At 58.1% G+C, this 13,812-nt stretch carries 12 protein-coding genes; 7 read left to right on the top strand and 5 right to left on the bottom strand.

Features of this window, described 5'->3' with window-relative positions; translation table 11 throughout:
• The first annotated feature begins 43 nt into the window (after positions 1-43).
• The 4 genes from RHM59_RS06480 to RHM59_RS06495 all read left to right on the top strand — a co-directional run bounded on the left by RHM59_RS06480 (position 44) and on the right by RHM59_RS06495 (position 5,886).
• Positions 44-1,651 (top strand): carboxyl transferase domain-containing protein, encoded by a 1,608-nt coding sequence (locus RHM59_RS06480; protein WP_322286229.1) that lies wholly within the window; start codon positions 44-46, stop codon positions 1,649-1,651.
• 24 nt (positions 1,652-1,675) lie between these two features.
• Positions 1,676-2,491 (top strand): gamma-carboxygeranoyl-CoA hydratase, encoded by an 816-nt coding sequence (locus tag RHM59_RS06485; protein WP_322286230.1) that lies wholly within the window; start codon positions 1,676-1,678, stop codon positions 2,489-2,491.
• Positions 2,488-4,479, top strand: a complete 1,992-nt coding sequence (locus RHM59_RS06490) for an acetyl/propionyl/methylcrotonyl-CoA carboxylase subunit alpha (RefSeq protein ID WP_322286231.1) — start codon at positions 2,488-2,490, stop codon at positions 4,477-4,479. Before RHM59_RS06485 ends, RHM59_RS06490 begins: the two co-directional genes overlap by 4 nt.
• 261 nt (positions 4,480-4,740) lie before the next feature.
• The gene (locus RHM59_RS06495; RefSeq protein ID WP_416195056.1) at positions 4,741-5,886 is read left to right on the top strand and encodes a M14-type cytosolic carboxypeptidase; all 1,146 of its coding nucleotides are present in this window, start codon (positions 4,741-4,743) and stop codon (positions 5,884-5,886) included.
• A gap of 237 nt (positions 5,887-6,123) precedes the next feature.
• Here the strand turns inward: RHM59_RS06495 and RHM59_RS06500 are convergent, their stop codons facing one another.
• Complete coding sequence (locus RHM59_RS06500) at positions 6,124-6,663, bottom strand: cytochrome b (protein WP_322286232.1); 540 nt, start codon at positions 6,661-6,663, stop codon at positions 6,124-6,126.
• Complete coding sequence (locus RHM59_RS06505; RefSeq protein WP_322286233.1) at positions 6,663-7,760, bottom strand: catalase family peroxidase; 1,098 nt, start codon at positions 7,758-7,760, stop codon at positions 6,663-6,665. Before RHM59_RS06505 ends, RHM59_RS06500 begins: the two co-directional genes overlap by 1 nt.
• Before the next feature lie 176 nt (positions 7,761-7,936).
• Between RHM59_RS06505 and RHM59_RS06510 the strand changes: the two genes are divergently transcribed.
• Together RHM59_RS06510 and RHM59_RS06515 are read left to right on the top strand one after the other, a co-directional pair.
• A complete protein-coding gene (locus tag RHM59_RS06510; protein ID WP_322286234.1) occupies positions 7,937-8,449 on the top strand; it encodes an RNA polymerase sigma factor in 513 nt (170 codons plus the stop codon).
• Positions 8,446-9,204: an anti-sigma factor gene (locus tag RHM59_RS06515; RefSeq protein WP_322286235.1), complete on the top strand. Its 759-nt coding sequence runs from the start codon at positions 8,446-8,448 to the stop codon at positions 9,202-9,204. The genes RHM59_RS06510 and RHM59_RS06515 overlap by 4 nt, the downstream gene beginning before the upstream one ends.
• Before the next feature lie 528 nt (positions 9,205-9,732).
• Here the strand turns inward: RHM59_RS06515 and sixA are convergent.
• From sixA to RHM59_RS06530, 3 genes are all read right to left on the bottom strand, one after another.
• Positions 9,733-10,188: a phosphohistidine phosphatase SixA gene (gene sixA, locus RHM59_RS06520; RefSeq protein ID WP_322286236.1), complete on the bottom strand. Its 456-nt coding sequence runs from the start codon at positions 10,186-10,188 to the stop codon at positions 9,733-9,735.
• The gene (locus RHM59_RS06525; RefSeq protein WP_322286678.1) at positions 10,185-10,481 is read right to left on the bottom strand and encodes a DUF4389 domain-containing protein; all 297 of its coding nucleotides are present in this window, start codon (positions 10,479-10,481) and stop codon (positions 10,185-10,187) included. Before RHM59_RS06525 ends, sixA begins: the two co-directional genes overlap by 4 nt.
• 90 nt (positions 10,482-10,571) lie before the next feature.
• A complete protein-coding gene (locus RHM59_RS06530) occupies positions 10,572-11,594 on the bottom strand; it encodes an NAD(P)H-dependent glycerol-3-phosphate dehydrogenase (RefSeq protein ID WP_322286237.1) in 1,023 nt (340 codons plus the stop codon).
• Between the two features lie 270 nt (positions 11,595-11,864).
• Here RHM59_RS06530 and RHM59_RS06535 point away from each other — a divergent pair, with 270 nt between their 5' ends.
• The gene (locus tag RHM59_RS06535; RefSeq protein ID WP_322169292.1) at positions 11,865-13,787 is read left to right on the top strand and encodes a response regulator; all 1,923 of its coding nucleotides are present in this window, start codon (positions 11,865-11,867) and stop codon (positions 13,785-13,787) included.
• The last annotated feature ends 25 nt before the right edge of the window (positions 13,788-13,812 follow it).

Here is a 13,812-nt window from a genome sequence, read left to right on the forward strand (position 1 = left end):
CGCGAACACGTTCGCTCCTACAGGAGATCCACGGAGTAGCCCCATGGCCATCCTGCACACCCAGATCAATACCCGCTCGCCTGAGTTCGCACTCAATGGCGCGGCGATGCTCAATCACGTTGAGAACCTGCGCCAATTGCTGGCTCAAGTTCACCAGGGCGGCGGGCCTAAGGCTCAGGAACGCCATACCTCACGCGGCAAACTACTGCCACGCGAACGAATCAATCGATTGCTGGACATCGGCTCGCCGTTCCTTGAAATCGGACAACTGACCGCGCACGAGGTATATGGCGAGGACGTTCCGGCGGCCGGGTTGATTGTCGGCATCGGCCGAGTTGAAGGCGTCGAATGCATGATCGTCGCCAACGATGCGACGGTTAAAGGCGGCTCGTACTACCCGCTGACGGTCAAAAAGCACCTAAGGGCGCAAGCCATTGCTCAGCAAAACCGCCTGCCGTGCATCTATCTGGTGGATTCCGGTGGCGCCAACCTGCCCCGCCAGGATGAGGTGTTTCCAGACCGGGAGCATTTCGGTCGAATCTTTTTCAATCAGGCGAACATGAGCGCGGTGGGCATTGCGCAGATCGCGGTGGTCATGGGCTCATGCACCGCTGGCGGCGCTTACGTGCCAGCTATGGCCGACGAAGCGATCATGGTCCGGCAACAAGCGACGATTTTCCTCGCCGGGCCGCCGCTGGTGAAAGCGGCCACCGGTGAAGTGGTCAGCGCCGAAGACTTGGGCGGTGCCGATGTGCACTGCAAGATTTCCGGCGTCGCCGACCATTACGCCGACAGCGATGAGCACGCCTTGGCCATCGCCCGCCGCAGCATCGCTAACCTCAACTGGCGCAAGCAAGGCCAACTCAACACACTCGCCCCGATTGCCCCACTGTATGGCAGCGAAGAGCTTTACGGGGTCATTCCGGCTGACGCTAAACAACCGTTCGACGTGCGTGAGGTGATCTCGCGGCTGGTGGACGGCTCGGTATTCGATGAGTTCAAGGCCTTGTTCGGCGCCACGCTGGTCTGCGGCTTCGGCCATCTGCACGGTTATCCGATTGCGATCCTGGCCAATAACGGCGTGCTGTTTGCCGAATCCGCACAGAAAGGCGCGCACTTCATTGAGTTGGCTTGCCAGCGCGGTATCCCGCTATTGTTTCTCCAAAACATCACCGGGTTTATGGTCGGCCAGAAGTACGAAGCGGGCGGCATCGCCAAGCACGGCGCCAAGCTGGTCACCGCAGTGGCCTGTGCCAAAGTGCCGAAATTCACGGTCATCATTGGCGGCAGCTTCGGCGCCGGTAACTACGGCATGTGTGGCCGCGCTTATGACCCGCGTTTCTTATGGATGTGGCCTAACGCGCGCATCGCCGTAATGGGCGGCGAACAGGCGGCGGGCGTTCTGGTGCAGGTCAAACGCGAACAGGCAGAGCGCAGCGGTCAGGTGTTTAGTGCCGAGCAGGAAGCCGCGATCAAACGGCCGATCCTCGAACAATACGAACATCAGGGCCATCCGTATTATTCCAGCGCTCGCTTGTGGGATGACGGCGTGATTGACCCGGCGCAAACCCGCGACATTCTCGCGCTGGCGCTGTCCGCGTCATTGAGCGCGCCTATCGAGCCAAGCACATTCGGTGTGTTCCGGATGTAACCCGGCCTCGCCAAAGGAGTGAACATGACCGACTTCAATACCCTAGAACTGAACACCGACCCACGGGGATTTGCCACGCTTTGGCTGAACCGCCCTGATAAGAACAACGCCTTCAACGCGCAAATGATCCGCGAGCTGATTTTGGCGCTGGATGAGGTTCAAGCCAATACCAGCCTGCGCTTCATGTTAATCCGTGGCCGAGGCAAGCACTTCAGCGCGGGTGCCGACCTGACCTGGATGCAGGAATCGGCGAAGCTCGATTACAGCACCAACCTTGACGACGCCCGGGAATTAGCCGAGCTGATGTACAACCTGGCCAAACTGAAAATCCCGACCTTGGCCGTTGTCCAAGGCGCCGCGTACGGCGGTGCACTGGGGCTGATCAGTTGCTGTGACATGGCGATCGGCACTGACGATGCGCAGTTTTGCCTGTCGGAAGTGCGCATCGGTTTGGCCCCGGCAGTGATAAGTCCGTTCGTGGTGCAAGCCATCGGCGAACGTGCTGCCCGACGCTATGCATTGACCGCCGAGCGTTTCAGCGGGGTTCGGGCACAGGAGATCGGCCTGCTTGCCGAGTGCTACCCAGTCGCCGAGTTTGAACAGCGGGTCGACCAGTGGGTCGACAACCTGTTGCTCAATAGCCCTCAAGCCATGCGCGCCAGCAAAGACTTGCTCCGAGAAGTGGGTAACGGTGCGCTGACCCCTGCCCTGCGCCGTTACTGCGAAAACGCCATCGCGCGGATTCGCGTCAGCCCGGAAGGCCAGGAAGGTTTGCGCGCCTTTCTGGAAAAGCGCACACCCACGTGGCAGCCAGAACTCAATAAGGAGCCGCGCCCATGAGCGCTTCGCCAAAGCTTTCATTAACTGCGGCCCCACTGCTAACGCGGATTCTGGTAGCCAACCGGGGCGAAATTGCCTGCCGGATCATGCGCACCGCCAAAGCCCTGGGCCTGACCACCGTCGCGGTGCACAGCGCCACTGATCGCGAGGCTCGGCATGTTCGTGAAGCCGACATCGGTGTCGATTTGGGTGGCAGCAAAGCCGCAGACAGCTATTTACTGATCGACAAACTGATCGCCGCCGCCAAGGCCAGCGGTGCCCAGGCGATCCATCCCGGTTATGGTTTCTTGTCGGAAAACGCCGGTTTTGCCCGCGCCATCGAAAACGCCGGACTGATTTTCCTCGGCCCGCCCGCCTCGGCCATTGATGCCATGGGCAGCAAGTCCGCCGCCAAAGCGTTAATGGAAGACGCTGGCGTTCCGCTGGTGCCGGGTTACCACGGCGCGGCGCAAGACGTTGACACCTTCCGCCTTGCGGCTGAGCGCATCGGCTACCCGGTATTGCTCAAAGCCACGGCGGGTGGCGGCGGTAAAGGGATGAAGGTCGTTGAGCAGGTCAGTGAACTGGCTGAAGCGCTGGCCTCGGCACAGCGGGAAGCGCAGTCATCGTTCGGTGATTCGCGGATGCTGGTGGAGAAATACCTGCTCAAGCCACGCCATGTGGAAATTCAAGTGTTTGCCGACCAACACGGCAATTGTTTGTACCTGAATGAGCGCGACTGTTCGATTCAGCGTCGCCATCAAAAAGTCGTGGAAGAAGCCCCCGCCCCCGGTCTCACCCCGGAACTGCGCCGGGCCATGGGCGAAGCTGCGGTGCGTGCGGCGCAAACCATTGGCTATGTTGGGGCGGGTACTGTCGAGTTTTTGCTCGACTCACGCGGTGAGTTCTTCTTCATGGAGATGAACACGCGCCTGCAAGTCGAACACCCGGTCACCGAAGCCATCACCGGCCTGGACCTGGTGGCTTGGCAGATTCGCGTCGCACAGGGCGAGCCGCTGCCGATTACTCAAGCGCAGGTGCCGCTGATCGGGCATGCGATCGAAGTCCGACTTTATGCCGAAGACCCGGCTAACGACTTCTTGCCTGCAACAGGCACTTTGGCGATTTACCGTGAGTCGGCGGCGGGTCCCGGACGCCGGGTGGACAGCGGCGTGGCTGAGGGCGACAGCGTTTCGCCTTTCTATGACCCGATGCTCGGCAAGCTGATCGCCTGGGGTGAAAACCGCGAGCAAGCACGCTTGCGTTTGTTGGCGATGCTGAATGAGTTTGCCATTGGTGGTCTGAAAACCAACGTGGCGTTTCTGCGTCGCATCATTGCCCACCCAGCGTTCGCCGCGGCGGAGTTGGATACTGATTTCATTCCGCGTTATCAGGCGCAATTGCTGCCGCCAGCGGGTGAACTGACGGCTGAATTTTGGCAGGCGGCCGGTGAAGCGTTCAGCCAAAGCCAGGCAAACGCCGTTCGTCAGAATGATCTGCATTCGCCCTGGTCCAGCAACCGGGGCTTACGCGCCGGTCTTCCAGCCGAAATAGACTTGCATCTGAGCTGTAACAGCCAGAAACAGGTGATCCAGCTGCGCAACACGAATGCATCCAGCGCCAGGTTGCAGGGCGAACAGTTGGTCATCGAACACGACGGTGTTCGGCATCAGCACTTGGCGATCCGGCGCGGCGACACGCTGTACCTGAATTGGCAGGGCGAGCTGCGTACGATCAAGCGTCTTGATCCGATTGCCGAAGTCGAGGCCAGCCATACCCAACAAGGCGGCCTGACTGCGCCCATGAACGGCAGCATCGTGCGGGTGATGGTCGAGGTCGGGCAAAGCGTCGACATCGGCGCGCAACTGGTGGTGTTGGAAGCCATGAAAATGGAACACAGCATTCGGGCGCCCCATGCAGGGGTGGTCAAAGCGATTTATTGCGTAGAGGGCGAGATGGTCAGTGAAGGCACCGGGTTGGTGGAGCTGGAAGATCCGTCGGTTCTATAGGCTCTGCGTCGCTATTGAGAATCTTTCTTGAACAAAGAAGGAAAAAGCTTTGACTTGCGAATGATAACGATTAGTATTGCGGCAACTGATCGCGAGATCAGTCTGATAACTCAAGAGCCTTAGGTCGGCTCTTGGTTTATCTCCTCATCAGGCTAATCACGGTTTTGACCCGGCATTTTTTGCCGGGTCTTTTTTTTGGGTTGGTTTTCTATGGTGTAGAGTACCCGGCTTATTTGGCACTGCCGTACTCAGGAAACAATCGTGACTCAGACCTCTCTCAAAATCAGCGCTGATTTCGACAGCGGCAACATCGAAGTAATCGACGCCAGTAACCCTTCCCGCACAATACTGGCGATTCGCCCAGACACTCGCAGCCCGCACTTTCAGTGGTTTCACTTCAAGGTCGAGAACCTGCACGTGGGCCACGCGCACGCCTTTAGCCTCAATAATGCAGGGCAATCCAGCTACAGCCGTGCCTGGAGCGGCTATAACGTCGTGGCGTCCTACGACCATGAACACTGGTTTCGCGTACCCACCACCTATGACGGAGCCGCTCTTGATTTCAGCATCGAACCGACTGAGCCGCAGGTGTATTTTGCTTATTTCGAACCCTACAGCCGGGTGCGTCACGACCGGTTGATCGAGCAGGCCATCAATAAGGCCGGCCTAGAGCTGATCGCGACCGGCAAGAGCATCGAAGGCCGTGATGTTCAGTTGTTACGTAGGGGTGATGGGAACGCGAGCAAACGCAATATCTGGATCATTGCCCAGCAGCATCCGGGTGAGCACATGGCCGAATGGTTCATGGAAGGATTGATCGAGCGGTTGCAGGACGCCGCTGACCCGGTCATGGCGCAATTACTCTCGGTGGCCAATCTGTACCTGGTGCCACACATGAACCCGGACGGCTCATTCCATGGCCATTTACGCACCAACGCCATGGGCAAGGACCTCAATCGGGCCTGGCAAGACTCCACCGAAGCGCTCAGCCCGGAGGTGTTTTTCGTTCGGCAGCAGATGGAACAGTACGGTGTTGATCTGTTCCTTGATGTACACGGTGACGAGGAGATTCCTTATATCTTCGCCGCTGCCTGCGAGGGCAACCCCGGTTACACGCCTCATCAGCAGCAGTTGGAAGAACATTTCCGCCGCCGTTTGAGCGAGATCACCCGGGATTTCCAATCACGCTATGGCTATCCCCGCGCACGTCCTGGACACGCCAACATGGACTTGGCCTGCAACAGCACCGGCGAGCGCTATAAGTGCTTGGCGCTGACCTTGGAGATGCCGTTCAAAGACAACGACGATGCGCCGGACGCGCTCACGGGTTGGTCGGGTAAGCGCTCGAAACAACTGGCCAAGGACGTGTTGACCACGATTGCGGAGATGATTCCGGTTTTGCGTTGAGACAAAAAGCTTCCCGAATAAATTCGGTCCCACAGCGGATCGTGGGATTAGCTGACAGGACTGTAGATACCAACTTGTTGGCGAAGGCCCTTTGGCCTGATCGCAGCCTTCGGCAGCTCCTACAGAAAATCAGTACATCGCCAGAATCTGTGGGACCGAATTCATTCGGGAAGCGAGCGGCGCGGTTTGTCTGACGTACCGCAGCGCCCATCTCATCGCCAACACGTTGCCTCCTCCTCAATCCTCCCCACGCACCATGCTGTCCAGCACGTCATCGCGGCGGATGAAGCCATGGAACAAAGCAGCCGCCACGTGCAGCAGGATGGTCAGGAAGAACAGATACGCCAAGTAGGTGTGTGCCTTGCGCAGCAACGCGAAGGTGTGTGGGTTGGCCGCCATGATCGAAGGCAACTGTATTGAATGGCTGAGCATGACGGGGTCACCGGCCGCCGAGATCATTGCCCAGCCAATCAACGGCATTACCAGCATCAGGGCATACAGCAAATAGTGCGACAGCTTTGCCGCCAGCGCCTGAATACTTGGCAGGTCTGCTGGCAAGGGCGGCGTTTTGCTGGAGAAGCGCACGAAGAGCCGCACAATCACCAGCACTAAAATAGCGATGCCCAGCGGTTTGTGAATGTGCAACAGCCACTCGTGCCGTTCTGAAACGGAAGCGACCATCCCGGCCCCGATGAACAGCATCGACAAAATCATCAGCGCCATCAGCCAATGCAACAGGCGCGCCAAGGGTGCGAAATGCGAAGGTTGGCCGTTCATTATTTGGACTCCTGAGTCGAGGCTGAGGTGGGTAGCTGGTCCACTTCACTGGTCCGGCGCAGGTAGGATGATGCGTAAACCGCCGACCGCGCCGCCAGTAACGGGTCGTCAGAACCTTCGATACCGCTTGGCAGCACCAACGGGTCGTAGTTGACGTCACGGCAGTCGCCGTTGAGTTGTGGCTGGGTGCTTTCCAATACCAGCGTGCCAGCATTCACCGTCCGGTGATCGGCGGACCAGGATTTGCTGGCGTCGTTGATCGGGTCACCCGCATTGGCCAAGGTGAAGACCAGGTCCCACCGCAGCGGACCGCTCGCCAAGTGCTGATCCAGGTCTTTTTCCAAATAATCCTTGGCCTCAGGTGCCTGGGCGCCCGGCTCGTCTTTACCTACTGGCACCATGCTCCAGCGTACGGCTTGGCGTTTGCCGTCGGCACCCACGAGGTAGAACGCATTGAGACTGTTGTACTGCTCGGTGGTGTAACTGGCGGACGGTTTGGCGGTCTTGACCCATGCCAGAAACGCTCCGGCCTCAGGATGCGCGGCGAAGAACGCGGGCGGCTTGCTCGGGTCCGGTTTGCCCGTTGCGGGATCCGGGGCGGTGGCGGTGAGCAACCCGTAGAACGCTTCCGGAGTACCCACTGGGAACACCGGCATGCTGTTCATCCCGGTTCGCCATTGCTGACCATTTGCCTGTTTGAAACGCAAGGCCATGCTGCGAATCGGCGCCGCGCTGTCGGGCGAATACGGATTGCCTGTCGGCAACGCGAACCGGCCAACCACCGGCGTACGCGTGGCGCTTAACACCTGCGCACTGGAAAACTCGGCGGCTGCACCGTTGCTTTCGAAGTACCCTGCTACGCAGACACCTTTTGAGTGATTGCGCCGAAAACCCGGATGGATGCCGTTGCTCTGTTCAAGTCGATCAGTGAACAATTTGGGCGTCAGTCGCTGCGGGTCGAAATAGCCCCCCACGTAGGCGAAGATACCGGCGGCGGCGGCGACCACTACCGCGATGCCCGCCAGTCGAAAAACAGTGCTTGCGGCACTCAAGGGCGGCTTTTGCGGGGGCGATGTCGGCGGTAAAGGGTCAACCATGAAAAACTCCAGGGCCGTTGGCCTCAAGATGTAAGTACTGTGTGACGCTGGCGCTGACGAGTTATTCCATCGGTGAGATTTTATTTTTCGGCCGTGGAATAACCTTCACCGACAGGCGTCTCTCTGGTCACACGATCTGAATTGATCATAGTTGCTGACATGGAACCCGCAGGCCGATGAACGAATTTGACGATCAACTCCGTGAGTTATTGCCGCGAATGCGTCGCTTCGCCGTATGGCTGACCCGCGACCCCAGCAGCGCTGACGATTTGGTGCAGTCGAGTCTTGAGAAAGCCCTGTCACGCTGGGCCGATAAACGTCCCGAGGGTGATTTGCGCGCGTGGCTATTTTCGATTCTGTATCGGCAGTTCCTGGATGCGCATCGCCGGTCTCGGCGTTATAGCCGCATGTTGGAACTGTTCACTGGCGGCCGTGACGATCACTATGAGCCGTCCGTCGAACGCACGGTGGTCGCGCAATCGACACTCGAAGCCTTCGGCCTGTTGAACACCGAGCAACGTGCGCTGTTGTTGTGGGTGTCGGTCGAAGGCCTTAGTTACAAAGAAGTCGCTGAGATTCTTGATGTTCCTGTTGGCACCGTCATGTCCCGTTTGTCCCGTGCTCGCCAAGCCTTGCGCCAACTCAGCGACGGTGAAATCACACTTCCCTCTTTGCGGATATTGAAATGATGACCCTGCCCCCCAGCGAACGCGACTTGCACGCTTATGTCGATCATCAACTCAGTGATGCCGACTGCCTGACTCTGGAAACCTGGCTGGCCGCACACCCAGAGCAGGCCGAGCACATTGCCGCGTGGCAGCTGGACGCCCAGCATTTGCGCGCAGCATTGAGCGGTGGTCTACACCAAGCACCCAATGCCGAGCTGGACCCGGCGTTCATTCGTCAGCGCCTGCGTCGTTCGTCTTATCGGCACTACGCCTCGGCGGCGGTGTTGCTGATCGCTGTCAGCGTGGGCGGTTTGAGCGGTTGGCAGGCGCGGGAAATGACCCTGAGCAACAACGTCCTGCCGATGGCCGACGCAGTACAGGCGTACCGGATGTTTGCGGTGAATGACAATGTGGCATCGGACTGGAATGCGCAGAAAACCAGCAACGCCCAGGGTTGGCTGGACAAAAATTTTTCTCACGCCAGTCGCCTTCCGGACCTTGAGGCGGCAGGGTTCAAACCGATCAGTGGGCGTTTGACCAGCACCGAACAGGGTGCGGCAGCGATGGTGGTTTATGAGGATGGGACTGGGCGCAAGGTGAGCTTCTATATCCGCCCACCAGGACCACACAATCATATGCTGCCGCGTGGAAGCCGTCGTGACGGTGAACTGCAGGCCGATTATTGGTCCAGTGGCGGTTACAACTATGCAATGGTCAGCCAAGCCGACGACCCGGCAGCGCAAGCAGCCCGGCAGGTTATTCAGCAGCCTATCTAGGGTGATCAGGTGTCCGTGGGATTTAGCGGCGCTAGCGCCCTCTCAATGATGCACATCGGCGACGCCACCGTTCAAACCGCGTCTACTTGCAGTTGTTACGCGGTATCTAAGTTGCATTCCAAACGGGCAAACGCGCAGAAAGAAGCTGGGCATCGAGAGTGCTGGTGGGATCGTCGAGCCGCGCGGTGCTGCCAAAATTCAGCAGCCCCGCCGACTCTAGGCTGGCATCGCTGACTTGGGAGACCAGCAATCAGCCGCGCTGCACATTGACGCGAACCTCAACTTGAAGCTGCGCACCTGACGTGGTTTCGCTGAGCATTAGGCTCAAAAACGCGAACAACAACCGACCTTTCAAATCCACAACCCTTGCGATTAAGTGCAATGCAAGGAGTAGGTTAGCAGCGGATAAATATCTCGTTGGAAAACACGGCAGTTCTATCGCACTTTCCGATGAACACCCGTTCGAGTGAGTTTTTTACTAAAAAACACTCATTAGGGCACTAACAACATACGACGAGCGAGTCACCCTCAAACGTGGTGAACAGTACGCAATTCCATAAGCCCCGCCAGAGGAAAATCCCCTTCCAGTTCAGCCAGGCTCGCCGTATTCATGGGTTGCGCGTGGCGATAATGCCCGTGAACCAACACGCTCACCAACGAGCCCACCAACGGTTGGTGGCTTACCAGAAGCACGTCTTGCGTGGAATAGTTATCCAATTGATTGAGCACCAGGCGCGAGTCGCTGTCTGGCCTTAGCCAAGGGACGGTCAGGATCGGTTCGCTGAACCCCAACACCTGATGGACCAATTCGGCGGTCTGCTGCGCTCGCCGGTAAGGGCTGGCGATGATTCGGGTCAGCGGTTTGCCCAGCAGGTGCGCCGCACTGCTCAGAACCTGACCTCTGCCGTGGGGCGTCAACTCCCGCTCAGCATCACTGGGCGCCTGAGAATGGGCTTCCCCATGACGCAGGATCCACAACTTCATAGTTTCGGCTCCTCGTCACGGACCGGATGAGGTGCTGGCGGTACACGGTGCGGCGCTTCGCCTTCCGGTGCGCGTGCTATTGGCCAATCGGCGAAAGGCCACGGTTTTTGATCGCTGTGAAAAGTACCAAACCGTCCAATTTGGGCCAGGTATTGACTGACGCTGTCGCCAAAGTTCATCAGGCTGCCGCTCGGTGCGCCATAGGCTATTCGATAGCCCAATTGCACCAGCACCACGCAACCGAGCACCACTTGCGTCAGCTGCCAAATCAACACGAACAACAGCATCCACATAATGCGCAGCAACACTGATTCATGCTGCTTGAGTTTGGATTCGTTCAAGATTCTCACCTGTTTTCTGTGGCGTCAGTATCAGTGGCGCAGTTAGAACCCACTGGTCGAAATAAAATCGACATCGGTTTTTGGCTCGGCCCGCATCAATACTTCAATGACCTGATTGAGCGTGCGGCCCTCAAAGAGAATCGCATGCAAACCCGCGACGAGTGGCATATAGACTTGTAGCTCATCGGCTTTGACCTTAAGCACCTTCAGAGTGTTCACCCCTTCGGCAACTTCGCCCAACCGTGTCACCGCGTCTTCAAGGCTTAAGCCCTGGCCGAGGGCAAAACCCACCTGATAATTCCGGCTTTTGGGCGATGAGCAGGTCACGATGAGATCGCCCACCCCGGCCAGGCCGAGGAACGTCATTGGGTTGGCGCCCTGGCTCACGGCGAATCGGGTCATCTCGGCCAAGGCGCGGGTGATCAGCATGCTTTTGGTGTTTTCACCCATGCCCAGTGCCACGGCCATCCCGGCAATAATCGCGTAGACGTTTTTCAGTGCCCCGCCTAATTCCACGCCAAACCGATCAGCGCTGGCATACACCCGAAAGGTGCGCCCGTGCAGCACTTCCTGAACCTGTTGGCAAAGGTCTTCATCGGCACTGGCGACCACGGTGGCGGTCAGCGCGTGTTCGGCGATTTCACGCGCCAGGTTGGGACCGGACAACACACCGATGCGCGCATGCGGAGCAATATCCTCAAGAATTTCGCTCATCAGCTTGAAGGTGTTCGCCTCAATGCCTTTGGTCAGGCTGACCAGCATTTTTCCGGTCAAGCGCGGCGCGTGTTCGGCCAGCACCGCACGCAGCGCACTGGAAGGCAAGGCGACAAAGATGAGTTCGCTGTCTTCCAGGGTTGTCACCAGATCGGTCAACGGTTCAACCGTCGGGTGGACCTTGATGCCTTTTAGATAACGCGGGTTTTCTCGATTCACCCGTATGGCTTCGGCTTGGGCCGGATCGCGCATCCATTGCCTGACTGGATAGCCGTTCTCTGCCAGCAGGTTCGCCACTGCAGTACCGAAGCTGCCGCCTCCAAGAACCGCGATAGGTCGCTGTTGAGTCATAACCAATCCATCTAGAGCCATCTGTTTGGCGATGGCAGCATTATACGGCGCCACGCTGGCGCGACCAGTCCTGACGACCGTTCAATTGAGCCTGATCAATGCGCAGCAAGTTGCATGGAATTTACCGCCACGTCGGTTAACATGCGCAACGGATGTTTTTCATCAAGGGGCTGAAAATTTGTGTGTCGATGACAGGGATCTCCCGGCAATGCTGGCCCTCTACGGGACACACCAGCCGATGCAGAGCAGCCGGCAAGAGAAGTCAGGCCAATGACTTTCCGAAACAGTTGGGGCATCAATACCCGCACGCAAATCATCAGTTTGGGTCCAGCGCTGCTGCTGACCCTGCTGTTGATCAGCTTTTTCACCTTCGTGCGCATTCAGGATTTACGCCAAGAGTTGAATTACACCGGCCAACTCATCGCCAACCAATTGGCTCCGGCTTCGGAATACGGCGTCATCGTCGGTAATTACGAAGTCCTCGAAGGCTTAATGCGCGCGACCTTGGCGACGCCCCATGTGCGCTTCGTGGAAGTTCAGGACAACACCAATCATGTGTTGGTGTACGTGGAGCAACCGGACCTGACCGGTGCGCGGCCAACCCAGGTGGAAATGTTTCAGGCGCCCATCCGCTTGCAAAGTATCCGCTTGGAGGCAGACTCCCAACGCGGCTCGACACCTCGATCCCACCCCGAGGATTATATCGGCCGGGTATTGGTGGGCATGTCCAACGACGCGTTCAGCGAGCGCCAACAAGAAATTCTGCTCAAAGCGGCCATCCTCGCCCTCTTCGCCCTGCTGTTCACCTATATTTTGGCCCGGCGTTTGGCGCTGAGCCTGTCGCAGCCAATCAGTGACATGGTGGAGGCGGTCAAAGCCATTCAACAAGGCGACTACAGCACGCCGTTGCCAGTACCCGATGACAGCGAGCTGGGCGACTTGGCGCGCCATATCAACCATTTAGCTTTCGGCCTTGAGGAGGCCAGCGGCGAACAGCAGCGGGCCATTGCGCAGTTGATCCAGACCCGGGAAGAGGCCGAGCGCGCCAACAGCGCCAAATCCGATTTTCTGGCGATGATGAGCCATGAGCTGCGCACCCCCATGAATGGCGTATTGGGGATGTTGCAGTTGATGGAAACCACTCGGATGACTGAGGAACAGGCCGAATATTCGGCGTTGGCCACCGAGTCAACCGAGCACCTGCTGCGGGTCATCAACGACATTCTCGACTTCTCGCGTATCGAGCGTGACGCCCTTGAGCTGGAGCACATCCCGTTCAACTTGGCAGAGTTGATCAGCACCTCAGCCCAAGCGTTCCATCACAACGCGCAGCAGCGCGGTCTCTCCCTGGAATTAATCTCCCCGCCGGGCCTCGATGCGCTGGAAGTGTTGGGTGATCCGACGCGCATTCGCCAGATTTTGGTGAACTTGATTGGTAACGCGATGAAGTTCACCGAGCTGGGCAGCGTTCAAGTGGAAACCCAATGGCAGCCACTGGACCATGAATTGATCTGGTTTACCTGCATCGTGCGCGACAGCGGCATCGGTATTTCCGCTGAGCGCCTTGAATTGATGTTTAACGCGTTCCAGCAAGCGGACAGTTCTATTTCCCGGCGCTACGGTGGCACCGGATTGGGTCTGCCGATCGCTCGAACACTGGCCGAGCGCATGGGCGGGACCTTGCGCGCGAAGAGTGAAGAAGGGATGGGGTCGGTCTTCACCCTGGAGATTCCTCTGACGTTGTATCGGCACCAGAAAGCAGAAAAAATCCCTCCGGCCTTCATTGGCAATGACGACGGTCATAACCAACAGGTACTGCTGGTGGAAGACAACCCCGTGAACCAGACGGTGATCGAGGCCATGCTGCGCAGTCTGGGCTTCAGGATCAGCGTGGCTAATGACGGTGCGCAGGCAGTCAGAATGGCTGAAGCAAATGATTTTGCGGTGATTTTGATGGATTGCCGACTGCCTGTAATCGACGGTTACGAAGCCACGCGACAGATCCGGCTATTACCGGAGCGCGCCAATGTGCCGATCATTGCCTTGACCGCCAATGCGCTGCACGGTGACCGCGAGATTTGTTTACAGGCAGGGATGAATGATTATCTGGCCAAGCCGTTCAAACGAGCTGATCTACAGCATATTCTTCAGCATTGGCTACCCTTTCCAGCATCTGCGACTGGCGATAAATGATAAATTACGGCAGTCTTGTTCGCCA

The sequence above is a fragment of the Pseudomonas sp. MH10 genome (assembly GCF_034353045.1).
Taxonomy (GTDB): Bacteria; Pseudomonadota; Gammaproteobacteria; order Pseudomonadales; family Pseudomonadaceae; genus Aquipseudomonas.

Coding starts and splice junctions, on each gene's coding strand:
- RHM59_RS06480 (WP_322286229.1), top strand. CDS start 44: ATGGCCATCCTGCACACCCAGATCAATACCCGCTCGCCTGAGTTCGCA.
- RHM59_RS06485 (WP_322286230.1), top strand. CDS start 1,676: ATGACCGACTTCAATACCCTAGAACTGAACACCGACCCACGGGGATTT.
- RHM59_RS06490 (WP_322286231.1), top strand. CDS start 2,488: ATGAGCGCTTCGCCAAAGCTTTCATTAACTGCGGCCCCACTGCTAACG.
- RHM59_RS06500 (WP_322286232.1), bottom strand. CDS start 6,663: ATGAACGGCCAACCTTCGCATTTCGCACCCTTGGCGCGCCTGTTGCAT.
- RHM59_RS06505 (WP_322286233.1), bottom strand. CDS start 7,760: ATGGTTGACCCTTTACCGCCGACATCGCCCCCGCAAAAGCCGCCCTTG.
- RHM59_RS06510 (WP_322286234.1), top strand. CDS start 7,937: ATGAACGAATTTGACGATCAACTCCGTGAGTTATTGCCGCGAATGCGT.
- RHM59_RS06515 (WP_322286235.1), top strand. CDS start 8,446: ATGATGACCCTGCCCCCCAGCGAACGCGACTTGCACGCTTATGTCGAT.
- sixA (WP_322286236.1), bottom strand. CDS start 10,188: ATGAAGTTGTGGATCCTGCGTCATGGGGAAGCCCATTCTCAGGCGCCC.
- RHM59_RS06525 (WP_322286678.1), bottom strand. CDS start 10,481: ATGTGGATGCTGTTGTTCGTGTTGATTTGGCAGCTGACGCAAGTGGTG.
- RHM59_RS06530 (WP_322286237.1), bottom strand. CDS start 11,594: ATGACTCAACAGCGACCTATCGCGGTTCTTGGAGGCGGCAGCTTCGGT.
- RHM59_RS06535 (WP_322169292.1), top strand. CDS start 11,865: ATGACTTTCCGAAACAGTTGGGGCATCAATACCCGCACGCAAATCATC.